This window comes from Mucilaginibacter corticis (assembly GCF_007558865.1).
Classification (GTDB): domain Bacteria; phylum Bacteroidota; class Bacteroidia; order Sphingobacteriales; family Sphingobacteriaceae; genus Mucilaginibacter; species Mucilaginibacter corticis.
Genome location: NZ_VLPK01000001.1, coordinates 1,075,253 through 1,101,913, shown reverse-complemented (window position 1 = coordinate 1,101,913; position 26,661 = coordinate 1,075,253). Strand labels below are relative to the sequence as shown.

General features: G+C 43.5%; 25 protein-coding genes. 8 read left to right on the top strand and 17 right to left on the bottom strand.

Annotated features, from left to right (window positions below):
- Positions 1–102: 102 nt before the first annotated feature.
- Both FO440_RS04775 and FO440_RS04770 read left to right on the top strand, forming a co-directional pair.
- Positions 103–1,008: a VOC family protein gene (locus FO440_RS04775; RefSeq protein WP_144247072.1), complete on the top strand. Its 906-nt coding sequence runs from the start codon at positions 103–105 to the stop codon at positions 1,006–1,008.
- A 207-nt stretch (positions 1,009–1,215) separates the two neighbouring features.
- Positions 1,216–2,541, top strand: coding sequence for a sensor histidine kinase (locus tag FO440_RS04770; RefSeq protein WP_144247071.1), 1,326 nt, complete (start codon positions 1,216–1,218; stop codon positions 2,539–2,541).
- Between the two features lie 18 nt (positions 2,542–2,559).
- Here FO440_RS04770 and FO440_RS04765 read toward each other — a convergent pair whose 3' ends face one another.
- The 6 genes from FO440_RS04765 to FO440_RS04740 all read right to left on the bottom strand — a co-directional run bounded on the left by FO440_RS04765 (position 2,560) and on the right by FO440_RS04740 (position 8,301).
- Positions 2,560–4,104 (bottom strand): S10 family peptidase, encoded by a 1,545-nt coding sequence (locus tag FO440_RS04765; RefSeq protein WP_144247070.1) that lies wholly within the window; start codon positions 4,102–4,104, stop codon positions 2,560–2,562.
- A gap of 610 nt (positions 4,105–4,714) precedes the next feature.
- Positions 4,715–5,644, bottom strand: coding sequence for a ThuA domain-containing protein (locus FO440_RS04760; RefSeq protein WP_144247069.1), 930 nt, complete (start codon positions 5,642–5,644; stop codon positions 4,715–4,717).
- A gap of 160 nt (positions 5,645–5,804) precedes the next feature.
- Positions 5,805–6,902 (bottom strand): Nif3-like dinuclear metal center hexameric protein, encoded by a 1,098-nt coding sequence (locus FO440_RS04755; RefSeq protein WP_144247068.1) that lies wholly within the window; start codon positions 6,900–6,902, stop codon positions 5,805–5,807.
- A 155-nt stretch (positions 6,903–7,057) separates the two neighbouring features.
- Positions 7,058–7,420, bottom strand: a complete 363-nt coding sequence (locus FO440_RS04750; RefSeq protein ID WP_246104174.1) for a TM2 domain-containing protein — start codon at positions 7,418–7,420, stop codon at positions 7,058–7,060.
- A gap of 175 nt (positions 7,421–7,595) precedes the next feature.
- Positions 7,596–7,901 (bottom strand): DUF2752 domain-containing protein, encoded by a 306-nt coding sequence (locus FO440_RS04745; protein WP_246104173.1) that lies wholly within the window; start codon positions 7,899–7,901, stop codon positions 7,596–7,598.
- A complete protein-coding gene (locus FO440_RS04740) occupies positions 7,894–8,301 on the bottom strand; it encodes a DUF4199 domain-containing protein (protein WP_144247067.1) in 408 nt (135 codons plus the stop codon). Before FO440_RS04740 ends, FO440_RS04745 begins: the two co-directional genes overlap by 8 nt.
- A 177-nt stretch (positions 8,302–8,478) precedes the next feature.
- On the opposite strand from FO440_RS04740, the gene FO440_RS04735 reads away from it, so the two are divergent.
- Positions 8,479–9,789, top strand: coding sequence for a tetratricopeptide repeat protein (locus FO440_RS04735; protein ID WP_144247066.1), 1,311 nt, complete (start codon positions 8,479–8,481; stop codon positions 9,787–9,789).
- Between the two features lie 45 nt (positions 9,790–9,834).
- Complete coding sequence (gene mfd, locus FO440_RS04730; protein WP_144247065.1) at positions 9,835–13,188, top strand: transcription-repair coupling factor; 3,354 nt, start codon at positions 9,835–9,837, stop codon at positions 13,186–13,188.
- A gap of 44 nt (positions 13,189–13,232) precedes the next feature.
- On the opposite strand, the gene FO440_RS04725 is transcribed toward mfd, so the two are convergent.
- Together FO440_RS04725 and hpt are read right to left on the bottom strand one after the other, a co-directional pair.
- Positions 13,233–13,871, bottom strand: coding sequence for a hypothetical protein (locus FO440_RS04725; RefSeq protein ID WP_144247064.1), 639 nt, complete (start codon positions 13,869–13,871; stop codon positions 13,233–13,235).
- Complete coding sequence (hpt, locus tag FO440_RS04720) at positions 13,868–14,407, bottom strand: hypoxanthine phosphoribosyltransferase (RefSeq protein WP_144247063.1); 540 nt, start codon at positions 14,405–14,407, stop codon at positions 13,868–13,870. Before hpt ends, FO440_RS04725 begins: the two co-directional genes overlap by 4 nt.
- A gap of 211 nt (positions 14,408–14,618) precedes the next feature.
- Between hpt and FO440_RS04715 the strand changes: the two genes are divergently transcribed.
- Positions 14,619–15,848 (top strand): M16 family metallopeptidase, encoded by a 1,230-nt coding sequence (locus FO440_RS04715; protein WP_144248202.1) that lies wholly within the window; start codon positions 14,619–14,621, stop codon positions 15,846–15,848.
- Between the two features lie 18 nt (positions 15,849–15,866).
- Positions 15,867–16,439, top strand: coding sequence for a peptide deformylase (gene def / locus FO440_RS04710; RefSeq protein WP_144247062.1), 573 nt, complete (start codon positions 15,867–15,869; stop codon positions 16,437–16,439).
- Positions 16,440–16,486: 47 nt separating this feature from the next.
- Here def and FO440_RS04705 read toward each other — a convergent pair whose 3' ends face one another.
- The 3 genes from FO440_RS04705 to FO440_RS04695 form a co-directional block, all read right to left on the bottom strand.
- Positions 16,487–17,113 carry a peptidase associated/transthyretin-like domain-containing protein gene (locus FO440_RS04705; RefSeq protein ID WP_144247061.1) on the bottom strand — a complete coding sequence of 209 codons (627 nt, stop codon included), beginning with the start codon at positions 17,111–17,113 and terminating at the stop codon, positions 16,487–16,489.
- A 114-nt stretch (positions 17,114–17,227) separates the two neighbouring features.
- Complete coding sequence (locus tag FO440_RS04700; RefSeq protein ID WP_144247060.1) at positions 17,228–17,506, bottom strand: NifU family protein; 279 nt, start codon at positions 17,504–17,506, stop codon at positions 17,228–17,230.
- A 25-nt stretch (positions 17,507–17,531) separates the two neighbouring features.
- Positions 17,532–18,620 (bottom strand): Mrp/NBP35 family ATP-binding protein, encoded by a 1,089-nt coding sequence (locus FO440_RS04695; protein ID WP_144247059.1) that lies wholly within the window; start codon positions 18,618–18,620, stop codon positions 17,532–17,534.
- 513 nt (positions 18,621–19,133) lie between these two features.
- On the opposite strand from FO440_RS04695, the gene FO440_RS04690 reads away from it, so the two are divergent.
- Both FO440_RS04690 and FO440_RS04685 read left to right on the top strand, forming a co-directional pair.
- Positions 19,134–19,883 carry a zinc ribbon domain-containing protein gene (locus FO440_RS04690; RefSeq protein ID WP_144247058.1) on the top strand — a complete coding sequence of 250 codons (750 nt, stop codon included), beginning with the start codon at positions 19,134–19,136 and terminating at the stop codon, positions 19,881–19,883.
- Between the two features lie 94 nt (positions 19,884–19,977).
- On the top strand, positions 19,978–20,460 hold the full coding sequence (locus FO440_RS04685) for a hypothetical protein (protein WP_144247057.1): 483 nt from the start codon (positions 19,978–19,980) through the stop codon (positions 20,458–20,460).
- Positions 20,461–20,496: 36 nt separating this feature from the next.
- Here FO440_RS04685 and FO440_RS04680 read toward each other — a convergent pair whose 3' ends face one another.
- The 6 genes from FO440_RS04680 to FO440_RS04655 form a co-directional block, all read right to left on the bottom strand.
- Positions 20,497–21,576, bottom strand: a complete 1,080-nt coding sequence (locus FO440_RS04680; protein WP_144247056.1) for a serine hydrolase domain-containing protein — start codon at positions 21,574–21,576, stop codon at positions 20,497–20,499.
- 122 nt (positions 21,577–21,698) lie between these two features.
- Positions 21,699–23,087 carry a DNA recombination protein RmuC gene (rmuC, locus tag FO440_RS04675; RefSeq protein ID WP_144247055.1) on the bottom strand — a complete coding sequence of 463 codons (1,389 nt, stop codon included), beginning with the start codon at positions 23,085–23,087 and terminating at the stop codon, positions 21,699–21,701.
- A gap of 88 nt (positions 23,088–23,175) precedes the next feature.
- Positions 23,176–23,436: a hypothetical protein gene (locus FO440_RS04670; protein ID WP_144247054.1), complete on the bottom strand. Its 261-nt coding sequence runs from the start codon at positions 23,434–23,436 to the stop codon at positions 23,176–23,178.
- A gap of 75 nt (positions 23,437–23,511) precedes the next feature.
- Complete coding sequence (locus tag FO440_RS04665; RefSeq protein WP_144247053.1) at positions 23,512–24,000, bottom strand: gliding motility lipoprotein GldH; 489 nt, start codon at positions 23,998–24,000, stop codon at positions 23,512–23,514.
- A 3-nt stretch (positions 24,001–24,003) separates the two neighbouring features.
- Positions 24,004–25,365, bottom strand: a complete 1,362-nt coding sequence (locus FO440_RS04660; protein WP_144247052.1) for a PSP1 domain-containing protein — start codon at positions 25,363–25,365, stop codon at positions 24,004–24,006.
- Between the two features lie 2 nt (positions 25,366–25,367).
- Positions 25,368–26,513 carry a DNA polymerase III subunit gene (locus FO440_RS04655; RefSeq protein ID WP_144247051.1) on the bottom strand — a complete coding sequence of 382 codons (1,146 nt, stop codon included), beginning with the start codon at positions 26,511–26,513 and terminating at the stop codon, positions 25,368–25,370.
- Positions 26,514–26,661: the final 148 nt, after the last annotated feature.

The window sequence follows — 26,661 nt, the reverse complement described above, 5'->3', positions numbered from 1 at the left end:
TATGAATTATTGCATTTGTCGCAATTAACCCTTTAAATGTCCCGTATACCCCCGACTGCTTTCTGCTTATTCGTTTAAATTTGAATAATAAATCAATTACTTATGGCAGTCATTAAACCACACATCTGGTTCGACCAGGACAAAGCTAAAGAAGCAGCTGAATTTTATACATCGCTAATGCCCGGCTCGGCGGTTGACTATGTTAACCATTTCCCGGGACCCGGCGTAGAATGCGAAATAGTGGAATTTACCCTTGCGGGCCAGCCTTTTCTGGGGATAAGTGCCGGACAGGGGCTAAAAATAGATCCTTCTATCTCATTCATGATCAACTTCGACCCCTCGCGCGATCCTGATGCCGCAAAACGCATCGATGAAGTATGGAATAAATTAACCGAAGGCGGAAATATAATGATGCCGCTTGACCGCTATCCATTTAGCGAACGTTATGGCTGGGTGGCTGATAAATACGGCGTATCATGGCAATTGATTCTTACCAACCCAACGGGCGAGGAAAGGCCGGTGATAGTTCCATGTATGATGTTTACAGGCGACGTAGCCGGCGATGCAGGCAAGGCAATGGACTTTTATTGCTCGGTATTTAAAGACGGCAAGCGCGGCACCACCGCTCCGCGCCCTGAAGACATGGGGCCTGACAAAGCCGGAACACTCATGTATGCTGATTTTTATGTAAACGGTACATGGCTTGCCGCTATGGATAGCGCTCACCCACACGGTTTTGCATTTAGCGATGCAGTATCGCTATTGATACCCTGCGAAACACAGGAAGAGATAGATCACTACTGGTCGGCGCTTACAGAAGGGGGTAAACCCGGTCAATGCGGCTGGCTGAAAGATAAATATGGTGTATCATGGCAGGTTGCATCCACAGTAATGTTTGATGCGCTGAAAAATGGCAACCGTGAGCAGGTAGAAAGTGTCCTGAAAGTCTTTATGAGCATGACAAAGGTTGATGCCGGCGCGCTGCAACAGGCTTATGATAAGGCTTAAAGCATCTTTTTAATCGCTTTAAACCAACAGGCCTTTCAGAGATGATCTGAAAGGCCTGTTTTGTATATGGTTACCTGTTTTCTATAATCAAGGGCAGGCGATGGAATTATTTTCTTCATTCGAGGCAATTAATATATTCATATCTGCGTAGTGCATAAGGAGCGTGTTTAAAAATGAAATCATTAATTTAGACGCTTCTATTAGACTATGATTGAAACAATAAATGGGGCCTGGGCTAAGCTAATAGGTAATTCGTCGGTTTTTTCTTTAGAAAGCAGGATCTTTCACTCCATTAGCATGGGTTTAATGGTGCTGGCTGCGCTCTATATTCCTTATAATCTTTTCGCCGGTCTTTATGTGGCTGCCTTGTCCGCGCTTTTGGTTAGTTTGATCTTTTTGTATCAATACTACAATTCGCGTTTTAAGCAAAACCCCCACAGCAGCATTTTATTCGGCATAACAGCGATAGTCATATTTTCAATTAATTATTTTGCTAATTCGGGCATTAATGGCTCAACTGATATTATATGGCCGGCCTATTTGCTGCTGGTGTTTGCCATTTCACCTTACCGTCAGCACCTGGCGTGGTTACTTGCTTACATTGTGCTTTTCCTGGTTTTACACCTGGTGGCTTACTGTAACCCTATGTGGGTAAAGCACCCGTTCACTGCCGGAAAAGGGGAACTGATTGACAGGATCACAGCTTTCCCGATGCCGGTGATAACCATCTACATCGTTATTAAATACCTGCGCAAAAACTACGATAAAGAGCGCGTAGCAGCCGAAGAAAAAGCCATAGCTATTGAAACCCAGAACCGGCAAATATTACTTCAAAAAGAGCAGATAGAAACAAGCGATGCCGAAAAGAATAAACTGATGTCCATCATATCGCATGATATGCGGGCACCGCTGCATAACATTCAAAGTTACCTGCAATTGCTTAACGGAAATCATTTAGACAGCAAAATACGCGTAGCGATAGAACAGGACCTGCTTGCCGCCACCAACAGCACAATGGATATGCTTACCAATTTGCTGCAATGGTCTAAATCGCAAATGGAAGGCCCGATGGTTAACCTGGCACCTACAAATCTGCTGCAAATCATGAAAAGCACATTAGACATGGGTATTATGCAGGCTAACAAAAAAGGCATTGCATTGAACTACGAAATTGACCCGGCGCTGGTGGTAGTTGCTGATGTAAATATGCTGCAACTGGTAGTACGTAACCTGATCAGTAATGCCATTAAATTTACCCACAACAATGGCATGATCAACATTACCGCGCAACCGGAGGGGCAGATTTGTAAGATAACCGTCAGCGATAACGGCAAGGGGATAGCACTTGATAAACAGGACAAAATATTTTCTTTAACTGCCCAGCCCGACTTTGGTACAGATAACGAAAAAGGGGTTGGCCTGGGCCTTACCTTATGCAAAGAGTTTATAGAGCGGCAAAACGGTAGTATAGGCTTTGAAAGCACACCGGGACAGGGTTCAAGTTTCTTTGTGTATATACCGTCGGCTGTTTAAGATGATTTGCTTAGCTATTTATAAGGCGGTCTGATAAAACTTTTCGGCATTTTGCCTGAACTGATGATTAGCCGTTTTGCTGATGTAGATCATGTGCCCCGATTCATAGTGATCTATGCTGATATTGCCGCGTAGTTGAGGCGACAACCCCAGGTGATCTATCACATAAGCGGTTGTGTTAACCGGTGTTGCCAGGTCATAATAACCGGCAGCTATATTTATTTTAAGCAGGGGATTTTGGACCATCACCTTTTTTAATGTCTCAGAAATATCCAGGTAACTGTTTGTTTTGCGGGTACCATAATCCCAGTCGCCAATTGCGACCGTTGCTTTGTAGGGCAGGTTATTTTGATACTGCAGGCCGTTGACAATGTAATTGTTAAACGCGTGGGTAAATAAACCGCGCAAGTTATTTTCGCTGGGGTCTGCGTTAGCGGCAGCACCTGTAAAGCGGCTATCAAATGTGCCTATCGTCAAACTGTCTGACCTTAATAATGCCCGGCAAAACTGGTTATCAGTAATTCGACCGTGTGCACGGCGAAGTGTTTCTTCAGATAACCCGGTAAAATAATGAAGCGAATCGATCACTTTATTGGTTAGGCTTTCCGGCGCAGAATTACCCTCACTTAAAAACAAACTGTAAGAACCCCGGGCAAACGCCGTTACTTTGGCAACCAATTGTTGAACAGGCAATTGTTGTAGTGCCGGTGCTAATCGGTGATGGTATTGTGCCGCTGCCGCGTATGATGGCAGGTAATAACTATAAGGTTGCTGATTGGTATCATTAAATTTAATGAGCTGGTAGTTAAGCGCCGGCGAAATAAGCGTAATGCCGTTTAATGTTACCTTATAATTATCCTGTAAATATTCGGCCAGGCCAATAGCGCGTACGGCACCATAGCTTTCGCCGGCTAAAAACTTAGGGCTGTTTTGTCTGTTGTTTTTTTCTAAGTATAGCCTGATAAATTCACCTATAGATGCCACGTCATTTTTATAGCTATAAAACTGTTTAACGTTTACATCTTCCTGCGCGCGGCTGTAACCGGTAGCCACCGGATCAATAAAAACCAGGTCGGTAAAGCCCAGCCACGAATACGGATTATCGGCATAGGCCTCTGATTTTTCGGGCGCATCGCCTTTATCATTCTTAAACAATACGCGCACCGGCCCAAAGGATCCCATATGTAACCAGATAGCCGCAGAACCAGGGCCGCCATTAAAAACAAAGGTTACCGGGCGGGTATTATCTGTAGCGTTACCTGCCGTGTAAGCCACATAAAATATATTGGCCAGCGGTTTACTTTGCTTATCAACAAGTGGCATATAGCCTGTTGTTGCCTTATAATTTAAAACGTTTTTGCCTGTATGCAGCACATGATCAGTTATAGCCAACTGCCCGGCATTATAGCCCCCCATGCTATACCTGGCATTGCCCCACGAGCTAAATAATAGGGTGACAGCTGCGATGAACACTAACAATACCAGGTTGCTTTTTAAGCTATTGTGGGGGTGATTTATGAGCGATATCAACCGTTTTGATGGTTGACGATGTGACGTTGACATGGAAACTTTATTAAATAGAAAACTCGATTGTTATTGCAGCAGGGCTGATAGGGTATAGCCTTGCTTAAAAATTTAACAACAACAGCTACACATGACCTTTTGAGAAAAGGACATTCGGGTAGTGAACAGCGTTCTATTTAATAATACGTTTATCAATTTATATTAAATCTATAGTTCTTATAGACAATGCAAATATAGATAAATATTTAACAAAGAAAACTTTCCGTAATTATTTAAATATGCTAGTAAAGGATGGGGATGACCAACATTTATCCATACCAACGGACTATATTGCTGTCCCGCAGTTCCTATCCGAGAGATCCGCAAAGCAAGAGTTTTCATTATAATGCTTTTATTATCAGATATTTATCGGCATTTAACTTACATTTTACTGACTTATAAGTTGTTTCATTTTGTTTCACTGTCTTTTTTTAAAAGACTAATAACCAAACGATTAGCTTAACATCTTGTTTCACATGTTTCATTTGTTTCACACTCGAGTGAAACAAAACATTATTTTTATGGCCCAATGCAAGCGGTGCATCGCCCGGTTTATACCTAAGCCTTTGTTAAGTTTTGCGCCCATCGCAAAGACAAGCATCCCGTCAGACTAGTTTTTCTTTAGCGGGAAATCGGTTTCAGGGCGCAAGCTTATATTTGCTGCAGTTGGGAAATTAGCCGGGACAGCATAGGTAACTTTTTTAGTTGCCAGCCATTCCGCTACGCGGATCATGGTAGTTTCAAAGCCGACGCAACGGTATGCCGGCGGGTATACGTCACCGGGCCATAAATGCCCCATGCTGGACGCATAAACCCGGCCCTTGCCATATTTAACAATCCATTCAACCGGCCATATTTTATGTGTTACACTATCGGTAGCTACAGACAGTACGGTTAAGTTTTTTGCAGGCCCACGCGCGTACCTGTACACTTCCATAGAAACAGTTTTCCATTTTTGCGGATAGTCCATGTTGATGGGATGCCTGTTGATTATATTGATGACAGCATTAAACCGTTCACCGTGGTTGGTGCCCTCGCCCTGTCCGGGCGCGATGGAATCAATATGGTTATTAGCATCAAATTGCAAAGCATACCCAACATCTTTTGATCGCCAGCCAAGGCCGATCATGTCGTTATAAGCCGGCCAGTCCGGAAAGGCATTGTTGGCAGAATGAAGCACATAAAGGCCGCCGCCATCCCGTACATATCGCTCCAGGTGCTGTTGTACCCGCACCGGCCATTTTAATGCAGGGCTTTGAATATTATTGGTATTTTGAATCACCACGTCATAGTTTTCAAACTGCGGATCCCAATTTTCCCAGGCGGGATCATCGGGAGTGCCCGGAGTTGTGGATACAGACACGGTAAAAAGCTTTGATTCTTCGAGGATCTGTTTGGTTAACGCGCTGGTTTGTTTCCAGTCGTGATTACTAAACCCATCGACGATAAGCACACGGATCAGTTTTTTATGTCGCTGCGCTGCAGCATAGAAACTGCAACCGAGTATTACAAACAATACGTACCAGATCTTTATCCGCATGGCTAAAGGTAAATTAATTGATCAGGAATGCGTAGGGAGATGGTCGGCCGTACAAAAATATTACAAATGTGAAGTTCAGATATGACGTTATTACCCTTGTTAACAATTTGCTTTAGAATCGTACCCAATATCAAAACAACAGTCCTGCTCGATCAAAACATTACATAAAATACTTAACCGGGTTGGTGTTAACACTGGTTAAACGCATGGGCAGATCAGTAAACTTTTTGCGGATCAGATCATATAACAATTGCTGGGTAAACTGCTCGCTTTCATAATGGCCTATGTCAGCTATGATGGTTTTGCCTTCAGCATCAAAAAACTCGTGGTATTTATAGTCGGCTGTAACAAAAATATCCGCGCCCGCGCTGATGGCTTGCTTTAACAAAAAGCCGCCCGCCCCGCCGCAAACTGCGACACGTTTTATCTGCCTGCCGGTAAACGTGGTATGCCTGATCACATGGGCATGCATCTTTTCTTTTAAGTGATACAAAAACTCTTCGGCATCCATGGCGTGTTCCAGTTCGCCTATCATGCCCGAACCCACCTGCTGGTGCTGGTTGGTCAAGTTATACAGGTCATAAGCTACTTCCTCATACGGATGCGCCAATACCAGCGCTACCAGGATCTTGCTCTCCAGGTTGGCGGGATAAACGGTTTCTATCCGGGTTTCCTCTTCGGTATGGCGCACGCCGGGTACGCCAACGTAGGGGTCGCTGTTTTCATTGCCTTTAAATGTGCCGGTACCATCGCCGTTAAAGCTACATTCGCTGTAGTTGCCAATATTGCCCGCCCCGGCATGAAACAAAGCGTTGCGTACCTGGTCTACATGGCTGGTAGGTACATAGGTAACCAGTTTCTTTAAAATACCGTGTTTTGGCGATAATATGCGAAGGTTCTCTAATCCTAAAGTCTCGCCAATTTTAGCATTTACACCATCAAGCACGCTGTCCAGGTTAGTATGTATAGCATATAACGCTATGTTATTCCTGATAGCTTTTTCAACCACCCGTTCCACATAGGTTTTGCCGTTAAAACGTTTCAAGCCTTTAAAAACTATTGGGTGGTGCGATACAATCACCCGGCAATTGGTGGCAATGGCCTCATCAACTACGGCCTCGATACAATCCAGCGAGATCAGTACCTGGTGGATATCCTGGTCGGGATTACCTACGATCAGGCCCGCGTTATCATAATCTTCCTGGTAAGCAGGCGGGGCGATAGTTTCAAGGTGAGCGATGAGCTGGGATAGTTTCATTTGAAAGGATTAAAAAGACTGATTTTTGATTGCATAGATGGTTTTATAAAAGTATCAAAAATCCTTAAACAAGTAAAAGACGCAAGGTCTTTTTGCGTCTTTACAGTTTCGAATATATGATAGATCGAAGCGCAGGCATGCGCCCCTACAGGTTATTAGCTGCTCATTTTGGCAATGTTGTAGCTGTTAAAGGCTTGTTTTTGGTTATATTCCAAAGCCAGTTTCTTATGGTTTACCAGGTCGACAATTGAACCGATAAAACATAAGCCTGCAGTGAACAAGTAAAGTATACCCATTCCTATCTGGCCGGTAATGAACCTTTGCAGGCCCGGTACCAAACACAGGCCGATGATACAGAATATCAGCATATCCTGGGGGCTTTTACGTTTACCGGAGTAAACCATGTAAAAATATTTTTTTTGTTCGTCATTAAGTCCGGCAGTAGCCTGTTGTAACAGAGCTAATTCTTCAGATGAAATGCCTGAAAGGCTCATATACGGGTTTTGATTCATATCCATGATTTCTATAGTTTAGTTTTTTTGAGTGATTTGTTTATTATTTATACCCCAAAACTAAGATAGTATTAAATATCGGCCTACGCAAAATGGGCAGGGTGAGCTAACAAATCGGTAAGGAAAGGAATTTGGACGGTGAAAACGGTTAGATTATTTAGAGGTATCGGTGAATTAGCCGTTATACATCAAATTTATACTCCTGCTTTGGCACAAACAAACGTCGCCCCAAAACAAAAATACGGTAACCAATTATACCCAACGCCGGTACGCCCAGCCAGTGCGCATGCCATGACTTGGCAAGATTACCATGCAGCAACCACGATATGGCATGCCCTATGCCGCAGCCCGGGCACCAGGTTATACCCATCAATTTTAACGGGCATAGGGTGTATTGCGATTCAATAGAAGGATCGGCAACGGCCAGCGCTATGATGGCCGTTACCCAGAATATAAGCTCGAAATTTGCTCTTAAAAACTTAATCAACTTTGTTTGACTTTGTTGCCAGTATCAAAGATACTGCTAAAGCCGATAATAATCCAATTAACAAAGCAGCGAACATACGGCCGGAGAATACGGCAAAATTATTGGCCACCTGTATATAGTTAATGTAAACTATCCCCGCAAAAACCGCCAGGATACCACCGAATAACAATATTTTAAAGCTTTGTATCAGCGCTTCTAAAAATCCCATATTTCCTTTGCAATCAACAGCGCGGTAGTTGCTAATCCCCAAAAACAAACCTATTATTGGTATCAGTATTGAAATGTACTCAAACGGCGCTGTTTTTTCGGTTACAGTATCATAGCCCAGCGCGTGTGTAACAAATAGCCAGATGGCACTCAGGACGCCAATTACCACGCCCCATGTTAATGCATTTTTCATCTTATTAATATTTAGGTTAAAAGTTGTGAGTTTAATCTAAATACGTACCCGTATGATGATACGTTGTTTAAACTATCATAAAAAGGAATTAAAGCAGCATATTGTTTTAACCTGCCGATATTTTTGGTGGTATAAGAAAAGGCTTTTAAATTTATTGAATCTAATAAGGTTATCCCCATGAAGAAAATACTGTTCTTACTGCTAATTCTGCCCCTATTGTCATCCGCCCAAAAAGCTGAAGATTACGTCAGGCAGGGAAACGAAAAGTTTGATAAACAAGACTATACAGAAGCCATAAAATTATATGACCAGGCAGTTGCGCTCGACAAGTCATTCGGTGACAGTTATTATCACCGCGGCCTTGCCCGTTTTGAACTGAAAGATTACCAGGGCGCTATAAAAGACTATACGTCGGCCATTTCAATTAAAAATGACAACTCGATCATGTTTGACCACAGAGGTAGCGCAAAGCGTTACGCTAATGACATACCCGGCGCTATTGCAGATTATGATAAAGCAATAGCATTAGATTCAACCAATTCGGTAGCATATTATAACCGGGGGACAACAAAAGCGGCAATTAAAAACTACAGCGATGCTATTAAGGATTACGATCATGCTATCAAAATTAATCCGGATTTTGTCGATGCTTATTTTAACCGCGCCAATTCTGAACAATTTATAAAAGATTATCCTGCAGCAATAAGCGACTATGACAAACTCGCTGAATTAAAGCCCAGGGCAGATATTTATTTACTGAGAGGATTATTAAAAGTAAAACTTAGCGATAAAAATGGTGCTATTTCAGATTTTTCAAAAGCTATAGAAGAAGATCCGGAAAGGTCTGATGCTTACTACAATCGTGGTGTAATGAAAGCTGATTTAAAAGATCTGTCGGGTGCTGTTGCTGATTATAATAAGGCCATTGCCTTGGACGAAAAACACCAGGGCGCATATATTAAACTTGGAGCCCTTCTGGCCTCGACCGGAAACTTTAATGATGCGATGACTAATTTTGATAAGGCGCTTGCGCTAAACCCTAATAATGCCGAAGCGTATGCCAACAGGGCACTTGCAGAAAATTATAAGGGCGATTTTGATGCCGCTCTTGCTGATTGCAATAAAGCTATCTCCATAACAGACACCCTGGCTATAGCCTACAGTAACAGGGGTGTCGCAAAAAATCAGCACAAAGATTATAAAGGAGCAATTGCTGATCTTAAAAAAGCTATTGCTATGAATCCAAACGATGCGGTTGCGTTCTTAAACTTAGGAAACTCATACAACTTTGCGGCTAACTATGGCACGGCCATACAATGGTATAATGAGGCTATTAAACTTAATCCTAATTATGGTAACGCATATAACAACCGCGGTATAGCAAAATACTTTTTTGGCGATAAAAAAGGGGCATGCGCCGATATTAATAAGGCAGCCTCTGTAGGATTTTCGGGGGCTAAAACCAGCCTGGCAAGATATTGCAGGTAACAACAGGCTTGTATCAAACTCTTTTTGCGTATATTTGCGGCAGTTTTGAACATCCGTGATATATTAGAAAGATATAAAGCTGATGACAGGATAAAGACGCTGGCTACCGCTCTTAACGCGTCAAAAAATCCAAGGATACAGCTTCGTGGTTTGGTCGGATCGGGTGATGCGACCATGGCGGTAGCATTGTATTTTTTGCAGCACAAGCACATGGTGTTTGTGTTACCAGAACGCGAAGAAGCCGGCTATTTCCAGGCCGACCTGGAAAACCTTACCGGTAAAGAAGTTCTGCTTTTCCCTTCCTCATACCGCAAACCGTTTGAATTTACCCAGCCCGACAGCAGTAATGTTTTAGCGCGCGCCGAGGTATTGAATGAGTTAAACCACTCATCAGAGTTTGGACAGCTCATTGTAACTTACCCGGAGGCGCTGGCCGAAAAAGTAATAGACCGTGCATCACTTGAAAAAAACACGCTCGAGATAGCTGTTACCAATAAGCTCAGCATTGATTTTATCAACGAGTTTTTGGTGGAGTATGATTTTGAACGGGTTGACTTTGTTTATGAGCCCGGGCAATTTTCTATCCGCGGGGGCATTGTAGATATCTTCTCTTTCTCGCACGAACTGCCTTATCGCGTTGAGTTTTGGGGCGACATGATCGAATCGATCCGCACGTTCGAGATCGAAAGCCAACTGTCTGTAGAGCAGGTTAAAAGTATCACCATCGTACCAAACGTACAGTCGAAGTTTTTAACCGAAAGCAATATCTCATTGCTTGAATATATCGACGACGATACCCAGATCTGGATAAAGGACGTACAGTTTACGTTCGATATTATCCAGTCAGGTTATAAAAAGGCTACCCAGTTATGGAAAGCGTTATCGGCCGACGAAAAGAACCAAAACCCCGAATGGATAGACCCTAAATTTGGCTTTACCGACGAGAAACTGATTGCCGACCAACTGCATGACTATGCCGTTGTTGAGTTTGGCAAGCAATTCTTTTACCAGCCCGACGCGACCATGAGCTTTGACATGCGCCCGCAGCCATCGTTCAATAAAGATTTTAGCCTGCTGATCCACAATTTTAAGAATAACGAGGCCGAGAAGATCGAGAATTATATCCTCACCGATTCGGCACGACAGGTGGAGCGCTTGTATGCCATTTTAGAGGATCTGGATAAAACCGTAAAATTTACGCCGATCAGCATCAGTATCCGCGAAGGGTTTGTTGACCGCGAGCAGCAACTGGCTGCTTATACTGATCACCAGATCTTTGACCGCTATTATAAATACAAGCTTAAAAAAGGTTACCAGCGCTCGCAGGCTATTACGCTTAAAGAATTGCGCGAACTCAAGCCCGGCGATTACGTTACCCATATAGACCACGGCATAGGCAAGTATGCGGGCCTTGAAAAAGTTGAAGTTGCCGGCAAGCAGCAGGAAATGATCCGGCTCATTTATGCCGATAACGACCTGTTATATGTCAATATCAACTCTCTTAACCGTATCTCAAAATACAGCGGCAAGGAGGGTACCATCCCAAAAATGAACAAGCTGGGTACCGACACCTGGGAGAAGCTGAAAAAAACCACAAAAAAAAAAGTTAAAGACATAGCCCGCGACCTGATCAAGCTTTATGCTGTGCGTAAATCGCAGCAGGGTAATGCTTTTTCGCCGGACAGTTACCTGCAAACCGAACTGGAAGCTTCCTTTATTTACGAGGATACTCCCGATCAGGAAAAAGCTACTACCGACTTTAAAAAAGACATGGAAGCGCCACACCCTATGGACCGCCTGATTTGCGGCGACGTGGGTTTTGGCAAGACTGAAGTGGCCGTTCGTGCGGCGTTTAAGGCTGTTGCCGATAGTAAGCAGGTGGCCATTTTAGTGCCGACTACTATCTTAGCAGCACAGCATTATAAAACGTTTAGCGAACGTTTAAAAGGGTTCCCCTGCAATATTGATTATGTTAACCGGTTCAAATCAAGCAAGCAGATCAAGGAAACTTTAGAAAAACTGAAAGAAGGTAAGGTAGACATCATCATAGGTACACATCGCCTGGTGAGTAAAGACGTTAAGTTTAAGGACCTGGGCTTGATGATCATTGATGAGGAGCAAAAATTTGGCGTAAGCACCAAGGAGAAGCTTAAACAAATGCGCGCCAATGTAGATACGCTTACCTTAACCGCTACGCCGATCCCGCGTACTTTGCATTTTTCGTTAATGGGTGCGCGCGATTTATCTATCATATCAACTCCGCCGCCAAACCGCCAACCGGTGGTTACCGAGCTGCATGTATTTAACGACAAACTGATAAAAGAAGCCGTAGAGTTCGAATTGGAACGTGGCGGTCAGGTATTCTTTATCCACAATCGCGTGAGCGATCTACCCCAACTGGGTGGAATGATCCACAGGCTGGTGCCGGGTGCGCGCGTGGGTATAGCGCACGGACAGTTAGAAGGCGACGCGCTGGAAGACGTGATGTTAAAGTTCGTGAATAACGAGTACGACGTACTGGTTACCACCACCATTATCGAAGCCGGACTGGATATCCCTAACGCCAATACCATCATCATTAACCACGCCCACATGTTTGGCCTGAGCGATCTGCACCAGATGCGTGGCCGCGTGGGCCGGAGCAACAAAAAGGCATATTGTTACTTGCTGAGTCCGCCACTATCAACGCTTACCAACGAGGCCCGTAAGCGCCTGAGCGCCATCGAAGAATTTAGCGACCTGGGCAGTGGTTTTAACGTGGCTATGCGCGACCTGGACATCCGCGGCAGCGGAAACCTGTTAGGTGCCGAGCAAAGCGGTTTTATTGCCGAGATAGGTTTCGAGATGTACCATAAGATATTGGATGAAGCCATCCATGAATTAAAGGACGACGAGTTTAAAGGCCTGTTCCCTGATGATAAACCAAGACCGTTCGTGGCGTTCACGCAGATAGACACCGATCTGGAAATTTTGATCCCTAACGAATACGTAACAAGCTTATCAGAACGGTATAATCTATACTCGGAATTGTCAAAACTCGAAAACGAGGCCGAGCTACAGGCGTTTCAACAACAGTTGCATGACCGCTTTGGGCCGATACCACCGCAAGTAAACGACCTGTTAAATACCATGCGCCTGCAATGGATTGGCCGGGCAATCGGCTTCGAGAAGATCTCATTAAAAAAGGGTATACTGCGCGGCTACTTTATTACCAATCAGCAATCGCCGTACTTTGAAACGGCCGCTTTCCGCAATGTACTCAATTTTGTGCAGGCCAACCCACGCCGCACCAATTTAAAAGAAGTGAAAGACACGCTTCGTTTAAGTATTGAAGGGGTACAAGGTATTGATGAAGCCGTGGAGTTGTTGAGCGGGATGTTGGAAGTAGAGGAAGCCTAAGCCTCGTTCTATTGCCTGACGCCGCAAATAGAGAAAGTTGAGCATTACTGTTTTGTTGGCGGCTGCCAAATGTTAGGAAAAAGGGATAGAAATGCTCTCTTGGCGTTTAATAACCGGCCGCGTTGTTTAATTTGTGGCAAATTGTGAAAATAATATTCGGGCTCATAACTATATATCATTTGGTATCCGTCTCTGGTAATGGTTTCAAAGACATCACTAATTCCATCAGAGATATAAAATTCCTTATCTAAATATTGGTGAGCATCAACGTCATAGTATTTCCCCCATTTGGTTATAGCAAGTGTGTCGTTATTTAAGCCCCAGAAATTATTGCTGCTAAAAATAGATAGAATGCTATCTGCCGTGTACTTATTGATTAGTTCCTTTTTAATTTGAGGCTTATTTGGTGGGTCGTTACTGAAATTTGTTCGCAGACTATATACAATTTTGTAACGCTTTTTACCTTTAAACGCCAGGATCGTATAATAAAACTCATCCATTGACCAACCACCTTCATGATGATGTGAGATTACCAGGTCATATTTACCGGCAAATTCTTTGTAAAAAGGTGAGCGCTCAATGTAATAAGCCGTTGTATCTGGCTTCAATTTAGGTATCTGTGCATTAGCAATAAAAGCACAGTATATCAAAAAACTCGCGATTAAGAACCTTTTGAGGTTCATACCACCCGCTTATAAATCCCGTCCAAATTCCTGCCCAACTCCATATAATCTAAACCATAACCAACCACAAATTCGTTAGGGATCTGGAAAGCTACATGTTGCAGTTCTTCTACACTATATTCAACCGCTTCGGGTTTTAAGAGTAGGGCAACCACCGTTACCGATGCCGGTTTGCGCTCTTTAAGCCTGTCCACAAAATAGTCGAGTGTGTTGCCGGTGTCTACAATGTCTTCAACTACTATAACATGGCGATTGGCAATGTCAACCATCAGCTCAACATCATGGCTTATTTTTCTGGAACTGGTGGTACCGCCGTGATATGACGATAGCTTGGTAAAAGCGGTTTCGCAAGGCACATTTACATGGCGTACCAGGTCGGCCATAAACATGAAACAGCCGTTAAGAACACCAACAATTATGGGTGTTTTATCTTTATAATCAGCGTTAAGTTCGGCAGCAATTTCTTTGATCCGGTTTTGGATCTCTTCGGCAGTTATTAATGGTTCAAATTCCAAATCGGCTATTTTTATGTTCATCGTTATATTATTAAGGTGTAGCCCAGTAATCACCGGGTCATATTGGACAAACCGGACACTTGTTTTGTTACTTGATAGTTAAGTTTAAATATAATATTACCTAAGCTATATTTTAAATTAAAGTATTAAATGTATTTATTTTAAGCGAAGCTATTATGATTCATAGCTGATGATTAGCTGTTTATTAATTCCCTATCTTTGCCACCCAATGATGGAATACCAGCTCTACACCTTATCTAACGGCATCCGGGTAATGTATAAATACGCGCCTTCGGCGGTTACACATTGCTGCCTGCTGGTTAACGCCGGTTCGCGCGATGAGTTGCCTCAACAGGAAGGTCTGGCTCATTTTATCGAGCACCTGTTGTTTAAAGAAACCGAGCGCCGCAACACTAACCAGATCCTTAACCGACTTGAAGTTGTAGGTGCCGACCTGAACGCTTATACTACTAAAGAATATACCTGTATACACGCATCGTTTTTAAACCCGTACCTTGAACGTACTATTGACCTGTTTGAGGATATTGTGTTTCACTCTACCTTCCCCGAAGATGAGTTGGAAAAAGAGCGCGGCGTGATACAGGATGAAATAGCCTCATACCTTGATCAGCCTGAAGAAGCTATCCAGGACGATTTTGAAGAACTGCTGTTTAAAGATCACCCCATCGGCAAAAACATACTAGGCACAACTGAAACCGTAGGCGCGCTTAGCCGCAATGATATGCAGCAATTTATAACCGCCAATTACAACACCAACGAGATCATATTTGCCGTCATAGGCGATTATGATTTTAAAAAGGTGACTAAACTGGGCGATAAATATTTTGGCGGCATAGCGCCTAATTATAATAAAAAGAACAGGGTTACGCCCAATGCCAATATCGGCGGCAGCCAGATCATTCATAAACCAATTTCGCAAACACATTGCATTATTGGCAACCAGGCCTATTCGTCATCGCACCAAAATAAAACCGGCTTGCTGTTGTTAAATAACCTACTTGGTGGCATGGGCATGAGCAACCGCCTGAACCTGGAGATCCGGGAGAAATATGGCATTGCCTACACCATAGAATCAAATTATACTGCCCTTACCGATACCGGTATCTTTTCCATTTACTTTGGTACCGATGCCGAAAAGGCGGAGAAGGCCGCAAAACTGGTGCATAAAGAATTAAAGAAGCTGCGCGAGCAAAAGCTGGGCACACTGCAATTACATCAAAACAAGCAAAAGTTTATAGGCCAGATAGCCCTGGCCGAAGAGAACCGCATGAGCCTGATCATATCTATGGCTAAAAGCCTGGTAGACTTTAATTATGTGGATACGCTGCCGCAATTATTCGAGAAAATTAACAATGTAACGGCCAATCAGCTGCTTGACATCAGCAATGAAATATTTGATGAAAGTAAAATGATGACGCTGCTATTTGAGCCTAAGCAATAAAGCTGTAATTTTGTATTCATGAAACTACCTATTATTGCATACGGCGACCCGGTTTTGAGAAGAAAAGCAACAGCTATTGAGCCTGCCGAGTATCCGCATATCAAACAACTGTGTGAGGATATGTTTGAAACCATGTACGCCGCCCGTGGCGTTGGTTTGGCCGCCCCGCAGGTGGGTATATCCATGCGTTTGTTTGTAATAGATGCTTCGGTTTTTGACGATGACGAACCGGAACTTAAAGATTTCAAAAAGGTTTTTATCAACGCGCAGATCCTGGAAGAGACCGGTAAAGAATGGTCTTTTAACGAGGGCTGTTTGAGTATCCCTGATATCCGTGAAGACGTATCTCGTCTGTCTACCATAAAGATCTCTTATTATGACGAGGACTGGAAACATCATGAAGAAACTTATTCAGGCATGGCTGCCCGCATTATCCAGCACGAATACGATCATATAGAAGGCAAATTGTTTTTAGATAAATTGAGTCCGCTGCGCAAGCGCCTGCTTGAAAAAAGGCTGAACGATATCTCTAAAGGTATTGTAGACGTGGACTATAAAATGAAATTCCCGGCAGTTAAAAAAGGACGATAGATTTTAGTTTGCAGTTGTTAGTTAGCAGTTTGCGATAAAGATCGGAACTAATTACCCGCGTTGCTTTTATCGCCGGCAGAGATATCCCTGATCAAACTCCCCCAGGCAAAAGGGTTAAGCAACGGATTGGTGATAGAGTGCGAATTAACCAGGTTGTTATGCATATCCTGCACGTTGATACCCTCGTTACCATAATGCGGCATAGAAGCCTCTAACGCTCGGATAGACGCAGGTGTAAGATTTTTACGGGCTATTTCCAGGTCGTCATCAGCTATCTTCATCGACAAGAAATCTTTCCTGAACTCATCTGTGGTGGCCCATGGGAATACCCGGAACACCGGCAGATTAATGATCTGCGGTTTAAGTAAAATGTCTTTTATTATACTTTTTGAAAGTACGTTAGCATCCAAAACAATAGTAACGGGGTTATAGCCTACACTGCTAAAACGGATGGTATCCTGCTCATGCGCTACGAAGGAAAAATAGCCTTCATAATTGGATATAAAAACCTGTTTGTGGGTAGTAAGGTTGGTAATGTTTACATAAGGCACAATAACGCGGGCACTGTCTGCATTGTGGGTAACGCCGCTAAACTGCACCAGCGGGCGCTCTGTTTGTTGCGCTAACGCTGTTACAGATATCAACAAAAATAATATGCCAAAAAGGTATTTCATTATGCTACTAAGCCTTTGCTATAATTACTAACAACGGGTAAAAATAGTTTTTAGTTTTTAAACTAAATAGTACTGCCGCTATGTGGATAACGATTTAACAATACTTAACATTACTTAGCGCATGTTCTCCGGCAATACAGCGTCCGGATCATCAATGTCGGTTAAGTTGATGGCCTCAACACCTGTAATTTCGGGCACAGCTTTTTGTATAGCACCCTCAATACCAGCCTTAAGTGTCATGATACTCATGGGGCAAGACCCGCATGATCCTAACAGTTTTAACCTAACCACATTGTCGGGTGTTATCTCTTCTATCGATACATTGCCCCCGTCTGTTTCCAGATATGGCCTTATCGTGTCCAACGCTGCTTCAACCCTTTCTAATAAACTCATTTTTACTAATTTATAAGTAAAGTTATTAATTATTTATAATATCTCCAGATAATACTTGCGCATTATTGATGGATATTTGTTGCGCCACCCGGTTTGCCATCTCGGTAAAGGCTCTTACCATCAGCTCATGTTCTTGATTTAATACAATGGGTTTACCAGCGTCACCGCTGTCGCTGATGCCTTTTATCAGCGGGATCTCGCCTAAAAACGGAACCTCCAACTGCTCGGCCAGCTTCTTGCCGCCGCCCTGGCCAAATATATAGTATTTGTTATCAGGCAGCTCGGCAGGAGTAAAGTAGGCCATGTTCTCCACAATACCCAGCAGTGGTACGTTTATGCTTTCCATCAAAAACATACCGATACCCTTCTTGGCATCGGCCAGTGCTACAGCCTGCGGAGTGGTTACTATTACCGCCCCTGTAACCGGGAACGTCTGCGTGATGGTGATGTGGATATCGCCGGTACCCGGCGGCAGGTCAACCACCAGGTAATCCAGTTCGCCCCAATCGCCATCATTAAATAGTTGTTTTACCGCAGTCGATACCATTGGCCCGCGCCATGGCACGGGCTGGTTAGGGTCGGTAAAGAAACCTATCGACAGCAGTTTGATACCATACTTTTCTATAGGCTCAATGCGGGTTTTGCCTCCTTCATTACTGGCCCTCGGCTTGGCGCCTTCAAGGCCAAACATAATGGGGATGCTCGGACCATAGATATCAGCATCGATCAAGCCCACTTTGGCTCCGCTTTTGGCCAGGCCAAGCGCCAGGTTTACCGCTACGGTGCTTTTACCTACGCCGCCCTTGCCGCTTGCCACTGCTATGATGTTCTTAACCCCCGGCACACCGGTGTTCTTTTGTGTGGTAACGCGCGATGTCATGTTGATACTCACCTCAATCTCTTTGCTGATGAAATGACCTATGGCATTGCGGCAGGCATTCTCTATCAGCGCTTTAAGGGGGCAGGCAGGTGTGGTCAGGATAACCGAGAAGCTAAGGCGGTTGCCGTCGATCACGATATCCTGGATCATGTTAAGGGTAACCAGGTCCTTTTTCAGATCGGGCTCTTCAACATTGCTTAATGCTTGCAGTACTTGTTCTTTTGTAATGGTCATGACACGTTATACGAGTAACAAAATTACTAAAACCAACCGACATGGTTTGTCATACTAATGACTTTTTGATGGCGCTTTTATGGGTAGGTGTTTGAATTATGGCTATCAGATCAAATGATTTAAGGAACAGCTATTTGCTTAACGCAGGTGTAAGGTGTACCAAACTGAATGTGTCCCAATGGAACACTTTGGTACACCTGTTTTTGTAAACAACTGATAGTTAGTAAATTGATTTTGTAAAATTGATCTCATGATACAGTTTGGCACAGATTTATTCAATTTTTAATCGAAAACCGGTAGCGGCAGTAGCAAGAAAGCCTTCTTAAAATCTGCCGATTTTTAAGTTAAAAAATTTATCCGTGGCAATTTTTTGTTGCAGAAATTCAACAAATGGCAGCCTTTACGACGGTGAAAAACAGCAATTTACAATACTATTATAAAATAATTTAAAAAAGTTGTATCTTTGCCATCCGTTTATTATAAAAAGAAACAAGTATAAATCCCGTCAAAATAATGGAACAAACCGTAGAACAAAAGCTTAAAGCGTTATACGAATTACAAACCATCCACACTAAAATTGATAAAATTCGCCAGATAAGAGGTGAATTACCTATGGAAGTTGCCGACCTTGAAGATGATGTTGCAGGTTTGGAAACCCGTATACAAAAAATTAAAAGCGAGCTTGATGATTTGGAGGACGATATTGTTACCCGCAAAAACCTGATCAAAGACGCGCTGGCCAATACAAAAAAATACGAAGCTCAGCTTAACGAAGTAAAGAACAACCGCGAGTATGACGCTATTTCAAAAGAAATAGAGATACAAGGTTTGGATATACAGGTGAGTGAGAAAAAGATCCGTGAGTATGGTTTTGAGATCACATCAAAAACCCAGGTTTACGAAAAAGCGCTTGCCGACCTTGAGGCCCGCAAAAGCGACCTTGATGCCAAGAAAGACGAGTTAGGTACAATTACTGCCGAAACTGAAAAAGACGAAAACGAATTAAACACACAAGCAGAGAAAGCCATTGTAACTATTGATGAGCGTTTACTGGTTGCTTATAACCGCCTGCGTCAAAATGCTAAAAATGGTTTGGCTGTTGTTACCATCCAGCGCGATTCATGCTCAGGATGTTTTAACCAGATCCCGCCTCAGCGTCAGTCTGATATCCGTCAACGCAAAAAAGTTATTGTTTGCGAGCATTGCGGCCGTATCCTGATAGACGAGCAAATGGCTTTAGAAGCCGAAACCGCTACCGCCTAATTAAGCATTATATATATTTTACAGAAAAGCGCCCAAAAGGCGCTTTTCTTGTTTACAAATAATTATAATTACCTATATAAAATAGTTGTCTTTTATGCATGTACATGTACCCCATCAATTACGCTTTCTGCTTGCGTTTTTAGCCGTGATGATCATTATCAGTACATGGCTCATAATAAGAAACAATGGCACTAAAAGCGATTACTCACATGCCTCCGGTAAAATACTGACATTAACAAAAAGGCTTACCCCAAAATTGCCTTACAGTGATTATGGCTCCTATCGTTATCTTATCATTGAAAATTACCCTTACCCTTTTGAGATTTATAATGACGATCAAAATCCGCTTATCGACGGCTTAAAAAAAGGAGATATGGTTACGGCTTATTATTACGAAACCGATAATACACATGATGAGCGAATAAACCGTTTTTTACAATTCCTGCAAAAAGGTAATAAGATGTACGTCAAACAAAGAGAGTTTAATAAACAGATGGGGTACTATCTTATTATGTTGTGCCTGGTTTTTGCCTTGTTCTTTTACCGACTTTACAAGGCTGGTAAAATCCCATATTAGAATAAAACGGTTTGTATTATCTTATGTCTTACTTGCTTATTGAATAATTTGTTTTGCAATTTCTGCGGCAAAATCGTCAAGGCTTACCGTGCCGGTATTGCTCAAAATTATAATTGTCGATCCATCTTCCAGGATATGGAACAGCATGGCCTGCGCGCCCATGATAGAACCGGGCCTTTTTACAATGGTGAACATTTTATGGTTGATATCGTACTTTAAATAAACCCAAACACCCAAGCCGTATTCACCCAGTCCGGATGTAAACATTTGCTTTAATGTTTCCTGTTTCAATAATTTGCCTTTAAACAACGCGTCCGAAAATTTAAGGATATCATCGGCGGTCGAATACATTGCACCGGCGGCATACCAATTTTCCATATACACGGGCAGGTCACTTACCAATGCTTTGATATCGTCCCTGTAAAAGTAAGTGTCCGCCAAATTATCAGTAATTTTTGTCTGCGATAAAAGGCCCGAATTTTTCATTTGCAAAGGCTGCAGGATCTTTTCCTGCAAATTCTGTTCGTAAGTTTTTCCGCTTACTTTTTCAATAATCTTCCCAAGGATAATAAAATCCGCATTGTTATAATCAAACTCTTTACCCGGCTCTTTAACCAGCGGATCACTGCAAAATTTAGTCAGCAACTCATCAGATGTATAAGGCAACTGGTATTGCGGGATGCCTTTTTTCAAAACAGCATCTAAAGACGACGCGTTTTCATCAAAATTACGCATGCCCGATGTCATGTTCAGCAGTTGCCGCACGGTTACTTTACTGCCGCCATTCCCTTTATAATCGGGCAAGTAATTAATTAATGGCTTATCAAGGTCGATCTTTCCCTGTTCAACCAATTGTAGGACCAGCACGGAAGTAAACGCCTTGGTAATGGATGCTACCTTATATTTTGTATCGGGAGTATTGGGTATTTTAAACGCCAGGTTAGCAAACCCAAAGCTTTTTTTGTAAATGACTTTATCATGCTGTTCGATAAGAATAGTACCGTTAAAGTTATTCTTACCGGTAAACCGGTTAATAAATGTATCGACCTTAAGCGACTGCGCGGCAGCTATACCACCGGACACCAACAAAGAAAAAATCAGGATTAGCCTTTTCATATCCGGCGATATTCAAACGATATGCCGCCTGCATAAACAGCTGTTTTTAAATTAGTTATGAAGCATTAAGGCCTTTTAAGTGTTCGCTTGTGATACACTCAATGTTCGGTTTGAATTGAAGCTTAAACTTCAGGTTCAACATCATCCCCGGCCTCAATATATTTCTGATCCAGTTGCTTGTTGGCTTTGGCGCCCAGGCTTTTTATTTTTTCGGCGGTTTTGGTAAGGTTACCATTGCCTTCGGTTAGTTTATTAATGGCGTTATCGTAGGCACTTTGGCTTTGCTTAATGTTTTTGCCGATGCTTTCCATATCGGTAACAAAGCCTACAAATTTATCATACATGGCGCCGCTTAAGCGGGCAATTTCAAGCACGTTACGGTTTTGGCGTTCCTGTTTCCAGATACTGGCAATGGTGCGCAATGTAGCCAGCAGGGTAGACGGGCTGACTATTACTACCCGCTTGTCCCAGGCATCGCTAAACAGCTCGGCGTCTATCTGTACCGCGAAACTGAACGATGATTCTATCGGGATAAAAAGCAATACAAAATCCGGCGAGTTGATCTGGTACAGATCATGATAATTTTTTGACGAGAGGCCATGCACATGGCTGCGGATAGACTCGACATGCGCTTTAGAGAATAGTTTGCGCTCCTCTTCCGTTTCGCAATTTACCAGGCGCTCGTAAGCTATCAGGGATACTTTTGAGTCGATAATAAGGTGCTTATCATCCGGCAGGTCAATCACTACGTCGGGTTGAAGGCGGCTGCCATCTGCGCCGGTTAAACTGGCCTGCAGGCGGTATTCGCGGTCTTTCACAAGCCCCGACCGTTCAAGTACCCGCTCAAGAATAACCTCGCCCCAGTTGCCCTGTTTTTTATTATCGCCTTTAAGCGCTTTGGTGAGGCTGCTGGCCTCTTCGCTGATCAGTTTATTCAACGCCATCAGCTGGGTTAACTCGCCACGCAATAAATTGCGCTCGTCCGATTCAACTTTATAAACTTTATCAACCTTCTCTTCAAAAGATTTCAGGTTCTCTTTTAGCGGGCTTAGTATGGTATCGAGGTTATTGCGGTTAACATCAACAAACTCTTTCGATTTTTCTTTCAGCAATTTCTCGGCTACGTTCTCAAACTCTTTCTGAAATTTTTGCTGGATCTCCTGGATACTTTTTTCCTGTTCGCCCAGGCGTTCGCGCTGCGCCTTGAATGATTCTTCGGCTTTGGCCATCCGGTTTTTCTCGGTCACCAGTTCCTGGTTAAGTAAAGCGGTGGCCGCGTCGTAACGTTCGCGCTCGTCCTGCAGCAGTTTGTCGGCCTTGTCGCGTTCCAGGCTTAAACCCAAAGCACGTTCCTCGGCCTTGGCCAAAGAAATATTAAGCGCAGTGTTTTCATTCTTTAATCGCGCAACCTCATCTGCCGAAATACCATCGGCAGCGGCCGGCTTCTTTAAAAAAAGAAATACTGCAATTAATAATATAACAAGGGAAGCAACTAAAACGGCAACGGTCATTTTGATAAAAATATTAGCAAAACGAAGGTAGATAAAATGTACGAATGTGCAAATAGGCAGATGTACAGATATGCCTGCGCCTGTCCGTTTACTTATGTTTTTTAACAGGTTGGGGATGTGTGGTATCAACCAGCGGCGCGTCAACGGGTTGCCCGTTTGTACTGGTATCCGTACCAGCGGTCGACTCGGCAAATGGTGCGGCGGATCCGTTTATGGTATCAGAAGCGCCCGATGCGCCGTGCTTCGAGCCGGTATCCGGCTGGTCGTCCCCGGTTTTATGGATATCGCCATGGCAGGCAAAAAATAAACAGAGGCAAGGCACCAGCAAAACGGCAAATAACTTTTTCATATCAAGGGCTTTGATATGATAACATCAACTTACGACAGAGGTTTTTTTAAAATAACCGGGTAAAACTAAATGCCTTTAATTATCAGTTGCTTTTTCAACCCGCAGGCCTACGTCGCTTATTTCGTGCAGCGGGTTGTCGCGCATGTTTTGCTCTATCTCGATAGTGTAGTTGCCCTTAGCAGGAAATTTATAGTTTAACCTGAACGGGATCTGGTAGCTGTATAAATTGCCCGAACCCTGGCCAAGCCATTCGCCATCCGGGTTAGCCAGCTTAAACTCAAACCGGGTAGCCGATGATTTCTTGTCAGGATTGGTTTGACGGACCAGCACAAACAGGTTTGAGTACTTATAATCGGCAGTTACCCGCAGGTTAAGGTACAGGTTATATGGTACCTGCTCGTTATCAATATTAACAGCCTGCTTTATTTTATTGGTATAGGCCCAGTTGTTGTTAATGATCTCTACATTCTGGTCAACCACGGTATTTGCATCTTTACAACCCGCCCATAACAGCAAGTTTAAAGCCGCAATGCCGATGCATAGATATTTAAAAGCCACCTTCATTACCTACTGTTTTGGTTGATCGCCGCCACCGCCGCTATTGCCATCCGGGCGGTTTTGCCTGTTGCGATTACGGTTATTACGGTTCCTGTTGCGGTTAGGGTTATTGTTGCCGCCCTCCGGCTTTGGCCCCTGTTGCTTTGGCTGAACGCCCGCGTTTTGCGGCGCTGCTACATTTGCCGGCTTAGGCTGGTTATTATTAGGGCTGCCGTTTTGATTGTTAGGGTTCGGCTTATTTTTATTACGGTTCTTGTTTTTCTTTTTGGCATTACGGTTGCGCTCATCCAGGCGGGTAAGGCTGTCCTGGCCAACAACGTTTTCGTAATCCGGTGCTTTAACAAATTCTTTCTCCACCTCAACAAATACCAGCAAATCATCAGGTAAAACGCCGTCTTTGTTCATTTGCTGGATCTCTTTAACGCGGGCCAACGGCACGGCTATCCATGATTCTTCGCGCGGGTAGCTAAACCACATCTGTTTTTTAAAGATATCCGTTTTTTGCAGGCGGGCGTCGCCCTTTAAGGTCTTCAGGTAGTTTACATTATCAGGGATATGCTTTAAGGCATCCATGTAGGTATCCAGCTCATAATTTAAACAGCATTTTAGCTTGCCGCATTGTCCCGCCAGTTTTAGTGTGTTTAATGACAGGTTTTGGTACCGCGCAGCGGATGTTGACACCGTTTTAAAATCGGTTAACCAGGTTGAGCAGCAAAGTTCGCGACCGCATGAGCCTATGCCGCCCAGGCGGCTTGCTTCCTGGCGCATACCAATCTGGCGCATCTCTATCCTTATGCGGAAACTTTCGGCCATTTTTTTGATCAGTTCCCTGAAATCAACGCGGCCTTCGGCTGTATAATAAAATGTGGCTTTGCTTTTATCGGCCTGGTAATCCACATCGCTTAGCTTCATAGATAAGTTAAGGCTAAGGGCCAGTTTGCGCGCGCTGTGCATGGTTTCCCATTCCATATCCTTGGCGGCTTTCCACTTGTCCACATCGGCAGGTGTAGCGCGGCGATAGATCTTCTTTAAAACATCCTCTTCTTTAACACGGCGCTTGGTCATTTGCATGCGCACCAGTTCGCCGGTGATAGATACGTGGCCAATGTCATAGCCGCCGGTGTTAGCCTCGACAACAACAAGATCGCCGTTTTCAAGGTAAACGTTATCGTTATTTAAAAAGAACTCTTTGCGCGAGCCCTTAAATTTTACTTCAACAATTGAGAACGGTTTATAATTTACCGGCATATCCATGTGCGACAGCCAGTCGTAAACATCTAATTTACTGCAACCGTTGGTAAGGCATGACCCATTACTTTTGCAGCCTGCCGGCGAGCATCCGCCCCCCGTTGAGCAACTTCCACATCCCATAATTAATTCGCTATATATTGATTCCCTTGCGGGCTTGTTTTAAGTTTTAAAAAACCTATAATTTGTAAAGATACATCTAAAAATAAAATTTTAGGGTTTGCATTTCTTTCTACGTGATAATGTGCCTTTTCAAGCTCGTTTATTATGGCCTGGTTCATAGAAACCGTCATTACCGCTGTCATTTTTTGCGCGGTTTCCAGTTCGGCTGCCGGTAAATGCACCAGCTCGCCGGCGCCGGCTATTAGCAAACAGCACTCGCGGATAAAACTGATACCGTAGCGTAAAAAGTTCTTCTGGTTTTCACGGCCCATTTTAGAAAGCTGGTCGACAAACCCAACCAGCTCTATCCCCTTATTGGCAAAACAAAAGCGAAGCCATTGCACAAAAAGTGTATGGTAGCTTTTATTGTCCTGCTGCAGCATAATCAGCGCGTCGGTTAAATTACCGTTGCTTAAGTAGGCAATTTCGGCGGCGGCATGATCTGTCTGGTGCTGATGGCTGATGAGGTAATCTTTTATTTCATCATACCCTAAAGCCGGGATCTTGATCAGCTGCGTACGCGACAGGATGGTATTTAGGATCTGGTCCTGGTTTTGGGCGACTAACAAAAACAAGGTATTTGGCTGCGGCTCTTCAATGATCTTAAGCAGCGCGTTGCCTTCTTTATCCAGGTACTCCGGCAGCCAAAGGATCATGATCTTGTAATCAGACTCGAATGGCTTAAAGCTTAGTTTTTTAATGATCTGGTGGCACTCAGCAATATTGATGTTGGCTTGTTTGTTCTCGGCATCAAGGTATCCGCGCCATATGTCCAGGTTAAGATAAGGCGATGCTAAAAAAGCCTCGCGCCATTGTTCTATAAAAGTTATCGCGGTATCGTCTTTGTGTTTGGCAAAAAACGGGTAAGAAAAATGCAGGTCGGGGTGGGTTAGTTTTTGGTATTTACGACAAGACGAACATTCGCCGCACGAATCATCGGCCTGCTTATCCAAACATGATAGATATTGCGCATAAGCAACTGCCAGCGCCAAACTTCCCGATCCCTCAGGCCCTAAAAACAATTGCGCATGACTAACCCGGTTATCCTTAACCGAATTGATCAGCCGTTGCTTTATGGCCCCTTGCCCTACTATTTGTTTAAACTGCATTTGGTGCAAGGTAATAATTATGTTTAAAAGATTAGAGGTTGGAGATTAGAGATTAGGCGGCTTTGACAATAAAAGCAGGTCAATAAACCTATATTTGCCTTATGACAGGACCAATCTCTAATCGCTCATCACTAATCTCTGCGAAACC

What these genes read in the sequence shown, in the direction of transcription:
- FO440_RS04775 (WP_144247072.1), top strand. Translation starts at nt 103, where the DNA reads ATGGCAGTCATTAAACCACACATCTGGTTCGACCAGGACAAAGCTAAA.
- FO440_RS04770 (WP_144247071.1), top strand. Translation starts at nt 1,216, where the DNA reads ATGATTGAAACAATAAATGGGGCCTGGGCTAAGCTAATAGGTAATTCG.
- FO440_RS04765 (WP_144247070.1), bottom strand. Translation starts at nt 4,104, where the DNA reads ATGTCAACGTCACATCGTCAACCATCAAAACGGTTGATATCGCTCATA.
- FO440_RS04760 (WP_144247069.1), bottom strand. Translation starts at nt 5,644, where the DNA reads ATGCGGATAAAGATCTGGTACGTATTGTTTGTAATACTCGGTTGCAGT.
- FO440_RS04755 (WP_144247068.1), bottom strand. Translation starts at nt 6,902, where the DNA reads ATGAAACTATCCCAGCTCATCGCTCACCTTGAAACTATCGCCCCGCCT.
- FO440_RS04750 (WP_246104174.1), bottom strand. Translation starts at nt 7,420, where the DNA reads ATGGATATGAATCAAAACCCGTATATGAGCCTTTCAGGCATTTCATCT.
- FO440_RS04740 (WP_144247067.1), bottom strand. Translation starts at nt 8,301, where the DNA reads ATGAAAAATGCATTAACATGGGGCGTGGTAATTGGCGTCCTGAGTGCC.
- FO440_RS04735 (WP_144247066.1), top strand. Translation starts at nt 8,479, where the DNA reads ATGAAGAAAATACTGTTCTTACTGCTAATTCTGCCCCTATTGTCATCC.
- FO440_RS04725 (WP_144247064.1), bottom strand. Translation starts at nt 13,871, where the DNA reads ATGAACCTCAAAAGGTTCTTAATCGCGAGTTTTTTGATATACTGTGCT.
- hpt (WP_144247063.1), bottom strand. Translation starts at nt 14,407, where the DNA reads ATGAACATAAAAATAGCCGATTTGGAATTTGAACCATTAATAACTGCC.
- FO440_RS04715 (WP_144248202.1), top strand. Translation starts at nt 14,619, where the DNA reads ATGGAATACCAGCTCTACACCTTATCTAACGGCATCCGGGTAATGTAT.
- def (WP_144247062.1), top strand. Translation starts at nt 15,867, where the DNA reads ATGAAACTACCTATTATTGCATACGGCGACCCGGTTTTGAGAAGAAAA.
- FO440_RS04705 (WP_144247061.1), bottom strand. Translation starts at nt 17,113, where the DNA reads ATGAAATACCTTTTTGGCATATTATTTTTGTTGATATCTGTAACAGCG.
- FO440_RS04700 (WP_144247060.1), bottom strand. Translation starts at nt 17,506, where the DNA reads ATGAGTTTATTAGAAAGGGTTGAAGCAGCGTTGGACACGATAAGGCCA.
- FO440_RS04695 (WP_144247059.1), bottom strand. Translation starts at nt 18,620, where the DNA reads ATGACCATTACAAAAGAACAAGTACTGCAAGCATTAAGCAATGTTGAA.
- FO440_RS04690 (WP_144247058.1), top strand. Translation starts at nt 19,134, where the DNA reads ATGGAACAAACCGTAGAACAAAAGCTTAAAGCGTTATACGAATTACAA.
- FO440_RS04685 (WP_144247057.1), top strand. Translation starts at nt 19,978, where the DNA reads ATGCATGTACATGTACCCCATCAATTACGCTTTCTGCTTGCGTTTTTA.
- FO440_RS04680 (WP_144247056.1), bottom strand. Translation starts at nt 21,576, where the DNA reads ATGAAAAGGCTAATCCTGATTTTTTCTTTGTTGGTGTCCGGTGGTATA.
- rmuC (WP_144247055.1), bottom strand. Translation starts at nt 23,087, where the DNA reads ATGACCGTTGCCGTTTTAGTTGCTTCCCTTGTTATATTATTAATTGCA.
- FO440_RS04670 (WP_144247054.1), bottom strand. Translation starts at nt 23,436, where the DNA reads ATGAAAAAGTTATTTGCCGTTTTGCTGGTGCCTTGCCTCTGTTTATTT.
- FO440_RS04665 (WP_144247053.1), bottom strand. Translation starts at nt 24,000, where the DNA reads ATGAAGGTGGCTTTTAAATATCTATGCATCGGCATTGCGGCTTTAAAC.
- FO440_RS04660 (WP_144247052.1), bottom strand. Translation starts at nt 25,365, where the DNA reads ATGGGATGTGGAAGTTGCTCAACGGGGGGCGGATGCTCGCCGGCAGGC.
- FO440_RS04655 (WP_144247051.1), bottom strand. Translation starts at nt 26,513, where the DNA reads ATGCAGTTTAAACAAATAGTAGGGCAAGGGGCCATAAAGCAACGGCTG.